This window comes from Vibrio sp. 10N.261.54.E10 (assembly GCF_002877735.2).
GTDB lineage: Bacteria > Pseudomonadota > Gammaproteobacteria > Enterobacterales > Vibrionaceae > Vibrio > Vibrio crassostreae_C.
On record NZ_MCXE02000001.1, the window covers coordinates 1,265,006 to 1,281,222 of the forward strand.

Genomic DNA, 16,217 nt, shown 5'->3' on the forward strand with positions numbered 1-16,217 from the left:
GTAATTAGGCTTCCATTTTGGTATAGGTGTTGAATACACGCCAGTAGAAAGCCTAACCTTACGTTTAATCTCACAAGCAGATGCAGTAAATATCGAATTCTTCGGCCCGAAAGCCGTGATGTAGCGTTTAGCACAGTAACTCTGGGCGCTTCGTACAATTTTTGACGACCTCTGTGAAATAGCTTAAAGCTAAAGCTATGGACACCTAAAACCGCTCTAACGTTGAGCGGTTTTTTTATGTCAAAAATAACGATTGGTCACGCTATGGGCGGAGTTGGTCCAAAGCCTGAAATTAGTTGGTTTTCACAAGCTTATAAAAGGGAATTATCTCGACTATTTTGGTAGATTAAAGGTATTACAGACTTCCAGTGAGCAGCAATGAAGATTCTTCACACGTCCGATTGGCACCTTGGCCAAAACTTCTACAATAAAAGCCGCAAGAATGAACATGAACGGTTTTTACAATGGTTACTTGAGCAAGTTACAGAGCACGACATCGACGCGATCATTGTTGCTGGCGACATTTTCGATACCAGTACACCGCCGAGTTACGCTCGTGAGATGTATAACAAGTTTGTGGTCGATTCGAACAAGATCGGTTGCCAATTGGTGTTATTAGGTGGAAATCACGATTCAGTCTCTGTGCTTAAAGAGACACAACAGCTGCTCAAATACATGGGCGCAGACGTGATTCCTAATACCAATGAAGATCATGCGACTCAGGTTGTCGAACTAAAAGGCAAGAACGGCGATGTAGAAGCGCTGGTTTGTGCCATTCCTTTTATTCGCCCTCGCGATGTGTTGATGAGCCAGGCGGGTGTCACTGGCGTTGAGCGTCAGAAGCAACTCGGCGATGCAATCAAACAGCATTATCAAAGTGTTTATGATGCGGCGGTTGCTAAGCGCGCGACGTTTGTAAACAGCGAGCACATGCCGATTATCGCTACCGGTCATTTAACGGCGATGGGTGTCCAACAATCGGATTCTGTGCGTGATATCTATGTCGGCAACCTTGATGGTTTCGCCGCTGATGGCTTCCCAGACGCAGACTATATCGCACTTGGTCATATCCATCGCCCACAAGTGGTGGCAAAGCGTGAATACATTCGTTATTCAGGCTCTCCAATCCCACTAAGTTTTGATGAACTTAAGTCTCAGAAACAAGTGTGTGTTGTTGAGTTTGTTGAAGGTGAGCGCACCATTTCTCAATTGCCTGTTCCCACATTCCAACCTCTAGCTGAAATCAAAGGCGACTTGAGCGAGATCGAATCTCAGCTGAACCAATACATAGGTTTAGATAGCGAACAAAGCGTGTGGTTATCGATCGAAGTGCAAGCGCAAGATTACCTTTCAGATCTCCAAGAACGTATGCGTGCATTGACCGAAGGCTTGAACGTTGAAGTACTTCAACTGCGCCGTGCAAGAGAGCGTCGTAATCAAGCATTAGAGCAAGAGTCGGCAGAAACCTTATCTGAACTGAGCCCGATGGACGTGTTTAGCAAGCGTATTGCCTTAGAAGAGTTTGAAACGGATTCTGAAAAAGCGCGTTTAGAGCGCATGACGGTGAAGTTTAAACAAGTGATGGTTGAAGTGTCTGAGAGCGCTCAAGCGCCAAACAAAGTAGAAGAGTAACCAGTATGAAGATTTTAAGCCTAGAATTTGAAAACCTGAACTCTTTGAAAGGACGTTGGAAGCTCGATTTCACCCAATCACCGTTTGCAGAAAATGGTCTGTTTGCGATTACTGGCCCAACAGGGGCGGGTAAAACCACCATTCTTGATGCGATTTGTTTGGCATTGTTCCACCGCACACCGCGTTTAAAGAGCATAGCTAAAGGCAACAACGAATTAATGACGCGTGGCACGGGTGAGTGTTTTGCTGAACTGGAATTTGAAGTTCAAGGTAAAACGTACCGATCTAATTTCCACCAAAAGCGAGCGCGTGGAAAACACGATGGCGCATTGCAAACGCCAACGTGCGAGTTTGCCGATGCGGACACCGACAAAGTCTTAGAGACCATGTTGACCAAGAAGACCAAGCTGGTGGAGCAGGTTACAGGGCTCGATTTCTCACGCTTCACTAAATCCATCATGTTGTCTCAGGGTGAGTTTGCGGCGTTCTTAAATGCCAATGCTAACGACCGTGCAGAGCTACTTGAAGAGCTGACGGGAACAGAAGTTTATAGCCTGATTTCAGAGCGTATCTACGATCATTTTAAGTCGAGTGAAACATCGCTTAATCAACTTAAAGCGAAAGCTGAAGGTGTGAGCTTACTGTCTGAAGAGCAAATCAAAGAGCTGACCGCAGAGCGTGAAACGCTAGAAGTAGAGCAGAAGCGTTTAGCCGAGCAATTAAAAGAGTGGCAAGTGCATCTTAGCTGGTGGAAAGACGTGACCAAAGCTGAGCAAACTATTGCGGCCAGTGAGCTCGATCTGAAAACCGCTCAAGATGAACTAGACCGTAACCAACCGTCACTAGAGCGCTTGGCAAACAGTGAGCCGGCTGAAAAGCTGCGTCCAGTACACAAAGATTTAAAGCGTTGCGAACAAGAGGTGAACACTACTCAAGCTCACCTAGATAACAGCACCAAGTTACTTGCCGTTCGTGATGCAGAAATGCAAGACGCGCAAACTAAACTGACTCAAAGCAGTGCGATTGTCGAACAGGTAAAAGCCGAACAGCAGGATCAAGAGAAGATCATCGAGCAGGTTCGCCCGTTAGATAACCAAATTGCCGTACTCAAAGATAAGCAAACTGCGGCCGTTAGTGCAGCGAATACGCTTAACGAGCAACATACGCAGCAGCGTAATCAACAGATTGTTTTAGTCCAAAAAACAGATGCACTGAAGCAACAAGATAAACTCAGCACTGAGTACCTAAATACGCATCAAGCTGACCAACATCTGGAAAAATACCTAGGTCAGTGGCAAGCAAAGGTCGAGCAAGTTCGTACTCTAGAGCGCCAGCATTCAGAGCAGTTGAATTCAGCGAAGCAAGCTTTGTCTGCAGTTGATGCACAGCAAACGATCATCAAATCCGCGCAAGATGCTAAAGCAACGCAAGACAAAACTTTAAGTGAATTGGTTGTGCTAGAGAGTAGTGCAAAGCAACAGTGGGAAGCATTGCAAGGCAACATCAGCGAACAAGTATTGAATGCGCAAAAAGATCTGTTGGAGTACTGGAATCGCAATACGCACTCATTACTTGAGATCAACCGTGGTTTCCTAAATGCCCAGCAACAGCTGCACGCAAAAACTCAGGCACATCAAACCAACACCCAGTTGGTCGACAAGCTTTCGAAAGAGCGTGAAGTGTTGCTTCTGCGATACCAAGAAAAAAAGACCTCACTTGAACGTTTAGTTCGCTTAATTGATCAAGAAGGTGACCTTGCGAAATACCGAGCGTCATTGAAGCCAGGTATGGATTGTCCATTGTGTGGTTCAACAGACCATGCGATCGAACAATCACAAAGTTCGAAGGATTTGAATGCCCAGAAAGAGCTTGAGGAACAAGAATTAGCAGCGATTCAGAAAGAAGGCCAAGAGCATCGTCAGCAGTTAGATTCTCTTACCCTTGTGATTGTGGCGCTTAACGATGACATTCAACGTGCGCAAGCGGATATTCAACAAGCTCAGCTGAATTGGCAAGGCGTTGTCGGCAAGCTTCAACAGAGCTTATCGGATTTCGTTGGCACGGCTCCTGAACTGGCACTGCTAACGATTAACGATTTAGGCAATGAAGCTACAGTCGCGACCTTTGCTCAGCAGTGTGAACTTCAACTAAGTCAGAGCGCGCAGCAACTCAAAGCGTTGGGTGATGCTAAAGCGCATTACGCTGAAGCTGAGAAACAACGCCTGTCTGTAAGTGTTATGGCTGACAAGGCGCAGTCTAATCTCGAGTTGGCCGAGCAGCGCTTAGCGGATCTGAATAAGCAAAACCAAGTCGCAAACGAACAAGTGACTCAGATAACTCAAGCGAAAGAGCAGCAATGGAACGCTTTGAAAGAGAGCATTGTTCAAACTTCTATCGAAGCGCCTGAACTTGAACATATCGATGATTGGTTTACTGCGAAATCGCAAGCATCAAGCACATGGCAGCAAACCAAACAGCAACAGGCCGATATTGAGAAGCAACTGATCACTCAAAATGCCGAATTGAAAACCTTAGATGACAAGCTAAGCAGTGTTGAGAAAGAGCTCGCGACACTGAAGCAAGAGAGTGAGTCTCTAGTGTTAGAGCTGACTCGTGTAACGGCTGAAAGAACAGAATTGTTTGGTGATAAAGACATTCAAGCCACCAGCAATGCGATGAAGCAAAAAGTCACTGAAGCGGTAAATGCATTTGATGCTGCGCAGTTAGTGCTTAACCGTTGCGAGCTGGAACATCGAACCGAGCAAACCAAACACACTGGTTTCTCGGACGAGTTAGTCAGTAAGCAATCGAGCTACATACAAGCGTCGAATGCTTGGTTAGCAGCGCTGAAAACCAGCCCATTCGAAGATGAGGCTAATTTTGAAGCAGCGTTGTTAGATGAAGAGGTTAGAACTCAACTTCAAAGCTTGAAGAAGTCTTTAGACGAAGCGATTGTCAGTGCGCAAGCTAGGTTGAACACCGCCACAGCGACACAAGTGGAGCTACAAAATCACGAAAATGCGAAAGCATGGCAAGAGCAAGACCAACAGCAAGTTGAAGAAGCGACTACTGAGTGTCAAAACGCACAGCAAAGCCATGCGACAAAGATCGGTGCAATTTCCGCCAATCTTGAAACGGATAGCCAGAACCGCAGTAATCAGCAAGATCTGTTCAAGCAGATCGACGAGCAGCAGGTCGAGTTTGATGATATTTCACGTCTGAATTCACTTATTGGTTCTAAGAACGGCGACAAGTTCCGTAAGTTTGCTCAAGGTCTAACACTGGAAAACTTGGTGTACTTGGCGAACAAGCAGCTACAGCGTTTGCATGGTCGTTACGAGCTAAAACGTAAAGCCGATGATGGCTTAGAACTGCAAGTGCTTGATACATGGCAGGGCGATGTGATGCGTGATACTAAGACCTTGTCAGGTGGTGAAAGCTTCTTGGTTAGCTTGGCGTTGGCATTAGCGCTTTCTGATCTTGTGAGTTACAAAACCAGTATTGATTCTTTGTTCTTGGATGAAGGTTTCGGCACGTTGGATAGTGACACCTTAGACATTGCTTTAAACGCGCTCGATAACTTGAATGCATCAGGCAAGATGATCGGCGTAATCAGCCACGTTGAAGCACTGAAAGAGCGTGTGCCCGTTCAGCTTAAAGTAACAAAGCATTCAGGCCTTGGCGTGAGTGAGATGGAGAAGCAGTACAAGGTTGTTGCTTAGGTTCTAGCTATATTCCATCAGCGCAGAAATAGAAACAGAGCTGGGTTAAGCAGATCCCCGATTCAGTCGTTCCTCCTTCTCGAGGATGACGGAGTTTCGGGGGGCTGTTATCAATCACTCCGCCGTCACGTTCTGCAGTAAAGAACGATTAGAGTAGCTGCCGCTATTCCCTAAAATGAGGCGCGAGCGTAACAGGGAATCTGAGTTTGTTGGTATTGCCTTCGTCACTCCCTAGAGCGAGGAATGAACCTAATAGAGAATCTCTAGTAGACGCAGGAAGTGGACTCATCAAAAAGGAAACGGCCATGCACAAGAAGTCTCATTTACCAACTAAGACATGTCCTATTTGCCAAAAGCCTTTCTCATGGCGTAAAAAGTGGCAGCGCTGTTGGGATGACGTGATCTACTGTTCTGAACGTTGTCGTCGTCATAAGCCAACTTTGGCGTAATTTCTGTTCGTTTTTAGAACACGTTAATAGTTTCGTCATTCATTTCTTAAGTTAATATTTCTATCTGTAAGACAACTAATGTATAAAGGCGGCATGAAGATACCTAAAAGAATACAGCCCTTAGTTGACGATGGTTTAGTCGACGAGGTGACAAGCCAATTAATGAGTGGCAAAGAAGCATCGGTGTACATAGTACGCTGCGGCGATACGATCCGTTGTGCCAAGGTATATAAGGAAATAAGCCAGCGCAGCTTTAAAAAAGCAACGGCGTATCGTGAAGGACGAAAAGTCCGAAACAGTCGCCGTGCCAGAGCGATGGAAAAAGGCTCTGGTTTTGGTCGAGAACAGCAAGAGAAAGTGTGGCAAAGCGCTGAAGTGGATGCCTTGTATAAACTGGCCGAAGCGGGTGTTCGTGTGCCTGTGCCTTATGGCTGTTTTGATGGCGTGCTGCTTATGGAGCTAGTCACTGATGATGACGGTTATGTTGCTCCAAGATTGAACGATGTTGTGATGCCGCCAGAACAAGCGATTGAAGATCATGCGGTGATGATGACTTACGTGGTTAAAATGCTTTGCGTTGGTTTGATCCATGGTGACTTGTCTGAGTTTAACGTATTGGTTGATGAATACGGCCCTGTAATTATCGACCTACCACAAGCTGTCGACGCTTCGGCTAATAACAACGCTGAGTGGATGTTGGCTCGTGACATCAATAACATCCGTGATTATTACGCTCAGTTTGCCCCTGAATTGGCGAAAACCGAGTATGCCAAGGAAATGTGGGCTTTATACGAGAAAGGCGACTTAAAGCCAGACAGCAAACTGACGGGCGAGTTTACGGAAACTGACGATTTGGCTGATATCGAAGCTATTATGCAAGAGATAGACGCTGCGCGAATTGAAGAACAACACCGACGCGAGCGTGTTAAAGAAGAAAAAGAAGGTGTAGACGACAGCAAGTTCAATTGGGCTGAGTAGTCGTGAACATCGTTTTTGATCTTTCGTTAAATGTCAGTCATAACGCCTTAAAAAACTAAGACGTTCTTTCAAAAAATAACCCAATAGAGCCTCAACTCTGCTGGGTTATTTTTTTTAGCACTCATAAAAGACGGCCACTGGTATTAACTACCACTTTAACTGCTCACCATCGTAAGCGTAGAAGTGCCCACTTTTATCCGGCGTGGCAGTGCGAATAATATCGACCAATTGATGGGCGACATAGCTCGACTCAAACAACTTACCTTCAGGGACATTGGCCTGAAAAGGCTTCGATAGAGCTGTGTCTGTTGTGCCCGGGTGTAGCGCTAATACCGTGCCATTCTTAATGGTGCGTTGCCATTCGATCGACATGGTTTTGATGAACATATTTAGGGCTGCTTTCGATGAGCGGTAGCTATACCAACCGCCTAATCTGTTGTCTGAAATACTACCTACTTTTGCGGATACCACAGCAAATTTTGGATTGTCACTCGCTCTAAGAATCGGCGTGAAGTGCTTTGCCAATAATAAGCTCGGTAGGGTGTTCACAGAGATGTTTTTGAGGAAAAAATCAGGGTCGATGGACGACAAGTTTTTCTCCGGTCCAAGATCTGGAGTGTGGAGCATACCCACGCAGTTGATCAACCAATCAAGTTGTTCAAACTCAGAACTCAAACGCTTGATATCAGCTTCATTGGTCGCGTCGACTTTGTGCCAGGTCAAGCGATTGTTTTCTAGTTCCGGCTGTTGAGAGTGGTAAGTCGCGTCTACATGCACATCAAGAAAATCAAACCGAGAGAGCTCAGATAATAGGTGTTTAACCACAGCGAAACCAATACCGCCGCTCCCACCGACCACCAATATGTGTAATCTGAGTTGCTCCACCATTATAAGTTCTCCAAGTTTGTGATTCGTTGTTCAGCAGTATCGAGAATCGCTTGTTGTGATTGCTCATCCATGTTGTCCCAAGAGCGATATAACATGCCCATACGTGGGTTGCGGTTTAACGCATCGCGGTGCTGGTCCATAAAGCGCCAATACAAGCTATTGAAAGGGCAAGATTGCTCGCCGCTGCGTTCTTTTATCTTGTAGTGACAGCCTTTGCAGTAGTCACTCATGCGGTTGATATAGGAACCGCTGGCAGAGTATGGTTTGGTTCCTACGATCCCGCCATCCGCAAACAGTGCCATACCTCGCGTATTTGGCATTTCAACCCACTCAATCGCGTCGACGTAAATACCGAGGTACCAACTATCGACTTGGTCAGGGTCTATACCCGTGATTAAACAGAAGTTGCCAGTGATCATTAACCTTTGGATGTGGTGCGCGTAAGCAAACTCAAGAGACTGGTCAATCGCATGCTTCATGCAGTTCATCTTGGTTTGTCCGTCCCAAAAGTAATGGGGCAGGTTATTATGTGCTGAGTAATGGTTTTTGTTGGCGTAAGCAGGCATGTTTGCCCAATAGACGGCGCGTATGTACTCTCGCCACCCCAGTATTTGGCGTACAAATCCTTCGACCTGTGCAATATCGATGCTTGGCTTATCTGGTGAGCTGTCTCGAAGACAGGATGCTTGGTAGGCCGACAGTGCTGCATCAATCACTTCTTTAGGGCTCAGCAGTTTACTGTTCAGCGAGAACGATATACGGCTATGATACAAGCTCCATTTAGAGTCGTGCTCTGTCGTCATCGCATCTTGAAACTGCCCAAATAACGGCAAGCAGACTTGGCAGAAATGAGCGAGTAGAGACAAGCTTTGTGCGCGGTTCACCGGCCATAGTAACTGGTTACCGACTTGACCAATGGTTTGTACTTGGTGACGTTCGATACGTTGCAAAATGTCGGTTATATCATTGGTAAACATCAGCGGCTGAGGTAGGTTTTCGATGTCTTGTTTCTTGAGCTTATTTCGATTGTTCGCGTCGTAATTCCATTTTCCGCCAACGGGCTTTCCGTCTTCTAGCAAAATGTCGAAACGTTTTCTCATTCGGCGATAGAAGTGTTCCATCATGATGTGTTTGTCTTTTGGAAACTGTTGTTCTATCTCCTCGAATGGAAAGAGGAAGTGTTCTGTATCACAACAACCTTTGGTCGCATTGGTCAGCTTGAGCTTGTTCATCTGCTCTAAGAGGCGATATTCATCTGACCTTTGATATTCGAATTTCTCTGCGCCGAATTCGTGTACATAGTGCTTTAAAAGTGTGTCTAGGTTTTCAAATTGCGTTGTGTCGTCAAGAGTAAGGTGGAGTACTTGATGACCTTGTTCTTTGAGTTCGTTAGCGAAGTAACCCATCGCACAGAAAAACGCGGCCACTTTTTGAACGTGAGAGGCAACATAATCTGTTTCTTGTTTTAGCTCAGCAATGATGTAAATAACGTCATCGTTAACCTGTCTAAACCATGAATGCTCAATGTTGAGTTGGTCACCTAATACAAGTCGTACCGTTTTAAATTTCATAATGCGTCCTGGTTTGTGAGGCTTGTTGTGACTGCGTTACCGCCTGTCCATTGATTGATGAAGGCATGGTCTGGGTCGTACATTTCAGTACGTTGATTCAAATCGAAATGACGTGATTTGTTAATTATTAGACGCTTACGAGTTGATAGGCTGACAAGATCACAAATGACTACTCTAAGTGGGAAATAGGAGATTTCGATCAGGATGAGTGTGTTGAAGAGGATATCAAGCCAACCAATAATACCGATAGAGGTTGGCAATGCCGGTTATTTTTGAGTGTCGAACTGGAGCTTCTATTCCATTGGAACAACGAGAATATCGATAGGGGAAGTATCGATGATCTGTTTAGAATGGGAGATGAGCTTATGCCAAAAATCATGGTGATGGCCGCATAGCAATAGGTCAACGCCGTTGGCTTCGATGGCATTTTTGAGCTTATCGTTCAAATCACCCGTTCCCACGAAAATGTGCTTGATTGGGTGCTTGGCGTAGGCTTCAAACTCTTTCAAATGCTTAACGGCATCTTCATTGATGGGTAAATCACCGTCATTTCCCTGAATATCAACGAGCTCTGGATAAATTTCTCCATGCGTACCATCGATATAAACAAATGAAATGCCAGCCTCCAGTTTATCAGCGAAGAAGGTCGCTCTATCAATGAGAATCTTGGTGTCGTCAGACAGTTCAAGTGCGACCAGAATATGTCGGTAATCCATAATTAAAGCCTCTTGTTGTGAGTTATGTAACAAGCATAGTTTCTGTTGACGCAAATGATATCGAAGAGATCTCATATTCCGTAAAATCATCATTCAATGTTCTTCTAAGCACTATCGTATTTATATCGCTTTGATTGGTAAGAAATTTACAAAAGGTTGATATAGTGGTTGAAGCGCTAGCTTATGCTGTTAGATAGGCTTGATAGTTCAATGCGCCAATAACGAAGAGGCATCAATGACAGCACTACTAACCATTCCCACTCGAACATTAGGTTTCGACTACGATATTGAGATCCGAGACTGGTCTCAAAAGCTCGTCGGCTTTCATGTGTTTGAAGATGGTAGACGACCGCTTGATGGAGGCATTGGGCTGAGCCTCAACCTTGTTGAACAGTTTGACGTGAATGGTCGTTGGCTAAATTCATTACCTGCGCGTTATCGTGAAATCACCGACGACTTTCCAGAATACCAATACCAGATGTTGTGGCTTGCTGCGAATACTTATGAAGCCGCGCAATTGCTTGAATTAAGGCCTGTTATTTTGGCTTTGATCTGCATGAAATACAGTGTCGACAACAAGAAAGCACTGGCACTAAGTCGCTTAGGGCAGAAGAAGATCCTTACCAAGTTGGGCTTAGACGGCAGCAAGGCGACACTCAAATTCATCGACAAGCTAGAGCTTCATTACAATGTTGGTGATGAACTCGACCACATTGTTCGTATTCTCGAACCGCTGCAAAGACGAGTCCTTAAGTTTAAGCATTACTCAAAAGTTGGATACACAGCCCTGCGTTTGGACCAAGTTCATCCATTTCTAACTGGTAGCAGGCTAGGGATTGCAATGGTGGAAGAGGGCAGACTTAACGCACCGTCGAAGATGGCGATGTTCCAAGATGCGATATTGTTAGGACTAGATTTGGAGATGGATGATCCACTGCGCGCGATTACCAGTCAGAACTCTTTTGCGATGTTTGAACAACTCCATGACCGCTGGACGGAGCAACGCCAATTACGTCGTTTGGAGGGTAACTGCCCAATGGATAAAGACATCCCTTATCCCGTACCTTTACTCGGTAATGACAACATTCATCCGCTCACGGATTATTACGACCTTGAACACGAAGGCATCGAGCAGAAGCACTGTATTGGCGTGTATCACAACCGAATCATGAGCGATCGTTATGTGGTGTTCCGCATGCTCAAGCCTCAGCGTTTAACCATAGGTTTACGCCGCGTCCCGAGCAAAGCATTTCCTTTTGAAATAGACCAAATCTGCGGAAAACGAAATGCTCCTCCATCAGAATCCGCTCGCCAAGTGATTCACGACTGGCTAGAAGCGAGTAAGCAAAAATATCCTAAGCAATAGCCATTAAGTAGAAGGAATACAGGATGTTTCAACAAGGCGATCTTTGCCCTCATTGTTGTTTGATTATTGTGATGCCTACGGATCTGCAAGGCGAATGCCTAGGATGCGGCGAATAAATTAATCAAGACCCAGCAGACGATTACGACGAAGAAGAGTAGCTTTACCTACACTTAGATTAAACAAGGCTAGGATAGCCGAATTACTCTCTTTAAAAGGACGGAAAAATGCAGAAAGTAATCTTTAGAAATTGCGATGAAAACTCACCTTATTGGCATGAGTTAGAGGGCTTATTTCAAAGTGAATGGTCTGATTTCAAGTTTAAAGATACATATAAAGAAAACGTACAACTCCCTCCAGTAATAACAGTACTTCGCGATAATGTGGTCATTGGTGGCTTGGCGTATTCCTATTTTCAAGAACCTCACCAAGTTCGTGATGTAGTGTGGATCAACGCTGTGTTTGTCGACCCTCAATGGCGCGGTCAAGGCATTGCCAGTGAACTGATTAATCGTGGTGTCAGACAGGTTTCTTCTGCAGTGCAAACTCAACTCTACGCGTACACCAATATCATGGGTCTCTACCAAGGGCTAGGTTGGTCAATCGTAAATATCGAATCAGAACCGAACCATAAAGTGATGAGTATTGAGCTTAATCGATAAGCTCGGAATAAAAGCCTGATATTAGTTTATCTGCCGTTCGAGTAATGAATTTCTCCCTTTCATCCATAATGCATAAACCTGTTAAATTTTCGTTGAAACTCATGCCGATATCGCCTTTAAATCAAACAACTAGCTGTTGATTAAAACGATCAAGACGATTTATTGCAGCAGTTGTTGAGCACAAAGCCTATATTGACTAGAATGACGCACTTTTTTTATTTACGTACATACAGGTAATGAACATGAGCGATACTAATTCAAGACCAGCTTTACCAGATCATCTTGCAGGCAACCCACGCAGCCCACACCACGTTGCTGAGTGTTTCGAATACCCAATCGGCATTCGTCTAAATGGTAAAGAGCGTACTGATGTTGAAGAATACTGCATCAGCGAAGGTTGGGTTAAGATCCCTTCTCCAAAAGCGCTAGATCGTTTTGGTCAGCCAATGCTTATTACTCTAAAAGGCACTGTAGAAGCTTTTTACATCGACGCATAGTCACGTCGTGTGGCTAGCTAATACTTCGAGTAATTAGCTAATGTTTGCTTAATTAGCCAACATCAAGCCACCAAGCGTTATTACCTTAAAGGGGCTAGAGAAATCTAGACCCTTTTTGTTTGCATTGATTTTAGCGAACTTCTTTAACCAATAGCCCAAACCACCTTCATAACTCCACAGATTCAACCAAAATTGTTGTTATTCACTATGCATTCGCAGTAATAACAAAGTTGTTGTTGGTTGATTTATGTTCGCTCGCTCTTTTTGGATTTATTCGTACTCGAAAGTTCTGATGTTTAATTAAACAGATACAAACAAAAATATGAAGCGCAGTCTAATTAAATGAAACTAATATGCTGTATTTAAAGTTATTTTTTGTTAATAACTACCTCTATCACAGAAATTAATCCTGAAGCACATACAATTCCCTTGATTTCGAATGAGCGCTAAATTTTTTCGTTCGAGCATTTAAATTCTTCCTTCGCCCAATAATTATGAGGTTCCTATGTTTGGAATATTCAAACCTATGGCGCATATCGATCGCTTGTCATCAGATAAGATCGATAGCACCTACACACGACTACGATGGCAGCTGTTTCTTGGCATCTTCGTTGGCTATGCGGGGTACTACTTAGTCCGTAAAAACTTTAGTTTGGCGATGCCTTATCTCATTGAACAAGGTTTTAGCCGTGGAGAACTAGGGGTTGCATTAGCGGCGGTATCTATCGCTTACGGCTTATCTAAGTTCTTAATGGGCAGTGTTTCTGACCGTTCTAACCCTCGTTACTTCCTCAGCGGTGGCTTGTTAATGTCGGCGTTGGTGATGTTCTGCTTTGGCTTCATGCCTTGGGCAACAGGCAGCATCACTGCGATGTTTATCCTGCTGTTCTTGAATGGTTGGTTCCAAGGTATGGGTTGGCCAGCTTGTGGACGAACCATGGTTCACTGGTGGTCACGAAAAGAACGTGGTGAGATAGTGTCAGTATGGAACGTTGCTCACAACGTGGGTGGCGGTTTGATTGGCCCAATGTTCTTGTTGGGGCTGTGGGCTTTTAACGACGATTGGCGAACCGCTTTTTATGTTCCTGCATTTTTTGCCACTCTCGTTGCTGTCTTTGTTTGGTTTACTGTAAGAGATACACCTCAATCTTGCGGCTTACCACCGATTGAAGAACACAAAGACGATTACCCAGACGACTACGATACGTCTCATGAGAAAGAAATGACGGCGAAAGAGATCTTCTTTAAGTACGTTTTCTCTAACAAACTGTTGTGGTCAATCGCTATTGCCAATGCGTTTGTTTACCTTATCCGCTATGGCGTACTCGATTGGGCTCCAGTTTACTTAAAAGAAGCAAAAGACTTCTCTGTAGATAAATCATCTTGGGCTTACTTCTTGTATGAGTGGGCAGGTATCCCTGGCACCTTATTGTGTGGTTGGATTTCAGATAAGTTATTCAAAGGCCGACGTGCACCTGCAGGTATCTTGTTCATGGTTCTAGTGACAGTCGCTGTGTTGGTATATTGGCTGAATCCAGCAGGTAACCCAACGGTTGATATGCTGGCACTGGTTGCGATTGGTTTCCTTATCTATGGTCCTGTAATGCTGATCGGTTTGTATGCACTGGAACTTGCGCCTAAGAAAGCAGCGGGTACAGCGGCTGGTCTAACGGGTTTGTTTGGTTACTTAGGTGGCGCGGTTGCTGCGAACGCAATACTCGGCTTTATGGTTGACCATTACGGCTGGGATGGCGGCTTCATTATTTTGGTCGGCGCTTGTGTGGCTTCAATCATCTGTCTGCTTTACGCCTTCTTAGGTGAGCGTGCGCACCATAAACAAAAAGATCTCGAACGAGAGAAAGAAGCGTTAGCTCAGTAGTGTATTTACTGAATCACATCTATAAATAACAACAGAGGCAGGTATATCCTGCTTCTGTTTTATCAAGGGAAACAATAATGAAAACAACGTCACTGTCTCTGACCTTATTAGCACTAAGCTTATCTGCAAATGCATTAGCAGATCCTTTAGTGATTGCGCATCGCGGCGCTTCTGGTTATTTACCTGAACACACTTTACCCGCTAAAGCGCTCGCTTACGCAATGAAACCCGACTACATCGAACAAGATGTCGTGATGACCAAAGACGACCAATTAGTGGTTTTGCATGATCATTATCTAGACCGCGTCACCGATGTCGCGGATCGCTTTCCAACACGCGCTCGCGCAGATGGCCGCTACTACGCGATTGATTTTACGCTCGCTGAGATTAAATCCCTGAAAGTGACCGAAGGCTTTAACCTCGATGACCAAGGTAAAAGAGTGGCAGGGTACCCAACGCGCTTCCCAATGTGGCAGTCTGATTTTCGTGTCGCTACCTTTGCAGAAGAGATCGAGCTGATCCAAGGCCTAAATAAGACCTTAGGTTATGACGTCGGCATCTATCCTGAAATTAAAGCACCTTGGTTCCATCGTCACGAAGGCAAAGACATCTCCAAAGCGGTACTTGCGACCTTGCATCAATATGGTTACCTATCGAAAGACGACAAAGTGTATTTGCAGTGTTTTGACGCCAATGAACTTCAACGCATTAACGATGAGCTCATGCCAGTGATGGAAATGGATCTTAAGCTCGTTCAGTTGATGGCCTATACAGATTGGAATGAAACCATGACCTACCAAGGTGACAAAGCAACGCCGTACAGTTACGACTGGATGTTTGAAGCTGGTGGCATGGAAAAAGTGGCGTCTTATGCGGAAGGAATAGGCCCTTGGAAGCCAATGTTGGTGGACGATGCATCGACCAAAGATAACATCATTATTAAACCGTTAATGAAGTCAGCAAAAGACGCGGGCTTAGATGTTCACCCGTACACGTTCCGTGCTGACCCAGGAAGAATCCCAGCTTATGCTGATAACTTTGATGGCATGTTGGATGTCTTCTACAACCAAGTCAAAGTTGATGGTGTGTTTACCGACTTCCCAGACAAAGCGGTCGACTTCTTGAACCGTTAATACCCCGTCAGTTACGAGCTATTAGTAACGAGATACTAAGAGCCAAAAGCACCGACTAAAGGTGCTTTTGGCTCTTCTTTCACTTTTTGGATCTCCTTGTACTGGCCTCGAAATCCTACCTATATTCTTCTTTCTCAGCCCACATTTTGATATTCACTCGGTTTACAGCTATAACCTGACTTGATAGGTTACTCCCAATGCAGCCAGATGCTTAATCTATAAGTGTTTATCGGCTCAACCTGATATTGAATTTGGAAAGATCATGGAAGAAAGAAGCAAAGCTTATCTTGATAGCTACCTCAACACATTACCAGCAGACGTTGCTTCGCAATACACCTCTTTTAGTGCCGACTATTACTGTGCTGATGAATACAACGCCAACCTCTGCGCCCAGTTAATTGTCAAGGGTGAAAAACAAGCGTCTTGCAGCCTTGAATATTGGTACAGCCATGAAGGCGAGACGAGACCAGTAGTTGGTCACTTGCAAGTCGTCACTGACTGGGATGGCAAGCCAGTTTGCATTGTAGAGATCACTTCAGTCTCACAGTGCAAATATAACGAAGTGACGGCGGAGTTTGCTGCTGCCGAAGGCGAGGGTGACAAAACACTCGAATGGTGGAAAGAAGCTCACTGGAACTTCTTCTCTCGTGAATGTGAAGAGCTCAAGATCTCACCAAGTGAAGACATGCTACTTATGTTGGAGCGTTTCAAAGTGGTTTATCAATAA

13 protein-coding genes and 1 pseudogene are annotated in these 16,217 nt (G+C 44.9%); 11 read left to right on the forward strand and 3 right to left on the reverse strand.

From position 1 onward, the window contains the following. Positions 1-7: 7 nt before the first annotated feature. The 5 genes and pseudogenes from BCU07_RS05585 to BCU07_RS05605 all read left to right on the forward strand — a co-directional run. Positions 8-165, forward strand: a pseudogene (locus BCU07_RS05585) (porin family protein); the annotation flags it as partial. Positions 166-378: 213 nt separating this feature from the next. Continuing rightward, positions 379-1,632 (forward strand): exonuclease subunit SbcD, encoded by a 1,254-nt coding sequence (gene sbcD / locus BCU07_RS05590; protein ID WP_017067000.1) that lies wholly within the window; start codon positions 379-381, stop codon positions 1,630-1,632. Positions 1,633-1,637: 5 nt separating this feature from the next. Beyond that, entirely contained in the window at positions 1,638-5,354 is a 3,717-nt protein-coding gene (locus tag BCU07_RS05595) for an SbcC/MukB-like Walker B domain-containing protein (RefSeq protein ID WP_102428728.1), read from the forward strand. A 305-nt stretch (positions 5,355-5,659) separates the two neighbouring features. Continuing rightward, on the forward strand, positions 5,660-5,803 hold the full coding sequence (locus tag BCU07_RS05600; RefSeq protein ID WP_017090249.1) for a DUF2256 domain-containing protein: 144 nt from the start codon (positions 5,660-5,662) through the stop codon (positions 5,801-5,803). Positions 5,804-5,896: 93 nt separating this feature from the next. Beyond that, complete coding sequence (locus BCU07_RS05605; RefSeq protein WP_029221996.1) at positions 5,897-6,781, forward strand: PA4780 family RIO1-like protein kinase; 885 nt, start codon at positions 5,897-5,899, stop codon at positions 6,779-6,781. A gap of 147 nt (positions 6,782-6,928) precedes the next feature. Here the strand turns inward: BCU07_RS05605 and BCU07_RS05610 are convergent, their stop codons facing one another. The 3 genes from BCU07_RS05610 to BCU07_RS05620 form a co-directional block, all read right to left on the reverse strand. Beyond that, entirely contained in the window at positions 6,929-7,669 is a 741-nt protein-coding gene (locus BCU07_RS05610; RefSeq protein ID WP_102428727.1) for an SDR family oxidoreductase, read from the reverse strand. Further along, positions 7,669-9,240 carry a cryptochrome/photolyase family protein gene (locus BCU07_RS05615; protein WP_102428726.1) on the reverse strand — a complete coding sequence of 524 codons (1,572 nt, stop codon included), beginning with the start codon at positions 9,238-9,240 and terminating at the stop codon, positions 7,669-7,671. The genes BCU07_RS05610 and BCU07_RS05615 overlap by 1 nt, the downstream gene beginning before the upstream one ends. Positions 9,241-9,533: 293 nt before the next feature. Then, positions 9,534-9,956 (reverse strand): universal stress protein, encoded by a 423-nt coding sequence (locus BCU07_RS05620; protein ID WP_017063967.1) that lies wholly within the window; start codon positions 9,954-9,956, stop codon positions 9,534-9,536. 235 nt (positions 9,957-10,191) lie between these two features. Between BCU07_RS05620 and BCU07_RS05625 the strand changes: the two genes are divergently transcribed. The 6 genes from BCU07_RS05625 (at position 10,192) to BCU07_RS05650 (ending at position 16,217) form a co-directional block, all read left to right on the forward strand. After that, entirely contained in the window at positions 10,192-11,322 is a 1,131-nt protein-coding gene (locus tag BCU07_RS05625) for a PcfJ domain-containing protein (protein WP_102428725.1), read from the forward strand. Between the two features lie 224 nt (positions 11,323-11,546). Next, positions 11,547-11,981 carry a GNAT family N-acetyltransferase gene (locus BCU07_RS05630; protein ID WP_017059203.1) on the forward strand — a complete coding sequence of 145 codons (435 nt, stop codon included), beginning with the start codon at positions 11,547-11,549 and terminating at the stop codon, positions 11,979-11,981. Positions 11,982-12,223: 242 nt separating this feature from the next. Next, positions 12,224-12,478 (forward strand): DUF3297 family protein, encoded by a 255-nt coding sequence (locus BCU07_RS05635; RefSeq protein ID WP_017059204.1) that lies wholly within the window; start codon positions 12,224-12,226, stop codon positions 12,476-12,478. 505 nt (positions 12,479-12,983) lie between these two features. Beyond that, positions 12,984-14,357, forward strand: a complete 1,374-nt coding sequence (glpT, locus tag BCU07_RS05640) for a glycerol-3-phosphate transporter (protein ID WP_029235560.1) — start codon at positions 12,984-12,986, stop codon at positions 14,355-14,357. Positions 14,358-14,434: 77 nt separating this feature from the next. Next, complete coding sequence (gene glpQ / locus BCU07_RS05645) at positions 14,435-15,490, forward strand: glycerophosphodiester phosphodiesterase (RefSeq protein WP_102428724.1); 1,056 nt, start codon at positions 14,435-14,437, stop codon at positions 15,488-15,490. A gap of 262 nt (positions 15,491-15,752) precedes the next feature. Further along, positions 15,753-16,217: an ASCH domain-containing protein gene (locus BCU07_RS05650; RefSeq protein ID WP_102428723.1), complete on the forward strand. Its 465-nt coding sequence runs from the start codon at positions 15,753-15,755 to the stop codon at positions 16,215-16,217.

Bases quoted from the DNA above. Each gene is read 5' to 3' on its own strand.
- BCU07_RS05635 (WP_017059204.1), top strand. From the start codon at position 12,224: ATGAGCGATACTAATTCAAGACCAGCTTTACCAGATCATCTTGCAGGC.
- BCU07_RS05610 (WP_102428727.1), bottom strand. From the start codon at position 7,669: ATGGTGGAGCAACTCAGATTACACATATTGGTGGTCGGTGGGAGCGGC.
- BCU07_RS05650 (WP_102428723.1), top strand. From the start codon at position 15,753: ATGGAAGAAAGAAGCAAAGCTTATCTTGATAGCTACCTCAACACATTA.
- BCU07_RS05615 (WP_102428726.1), bottom strand. From the start codon at position 9,240: ATGAAATTTAAAACGGTACGACTTGTATTAGGTGACCAACTCAACATT.
- BCU07_RS05595 (WP_102428728.1), top strand. From the start codon at position 1,638: ATGAAGATTTTAAGCCTAGAATTTGAAAACCTGAACTCTTTGAAAGGA.
- glpT (WP_029235560.1), top strand. From the start codon at position 12,984: ATGTTTGGAATATTCAAACCTATGGCGCATATCGATCGCTTGTCATCA.
- glpQ (WP_102428724.1), top strand. From the start codon at position 14,435: ATGAAAACAACGTCACTGTCTCTGACCTTATTAGCACTAAGCTTATCT.
- BCU07_RS05620 (WP_017063967.1), bottom strand. From the start codon at position 9,956: ATGGATTACCGACATATTCTGGTCGCACTTGAACTGTCTGACGACACC.
- BCU07_RS05630 (WP_017059203.1), top strand. From the start codon at position 11,547: ATGCAGAAAGTAATCTTTAGAAATTGCGATGAAAACTCACCTTATTGG.
- BCU07_RS05600 (WP_017090249.1), top strand. From the start codon at position 5,660: ATGCACAAGAAGTCTCATTTACCAACTAAGACATGTCCTATTTGCCAA.
- BCU07_RS05605 (WP_029221996.1), top strand. From the start codon at position 5,897: ATGAAGATACCTAAAAGAATACAGCCCTTAGTTGACGATGGTTTAGTC.
- BCU07_RS05625 (WP_102428725.1), top strand. From the start codon at position 10,192: ATGACAGCACTACTAACCATTCCCACTCGAACATTAGGTTTCGACTAC.
- sbcD (WP_017067000.1), top strand. From the start codon at position 379: ATGAAGATTCTTCACACGTCCGATTGGCACCTTGGCCAAAACTTCTAC.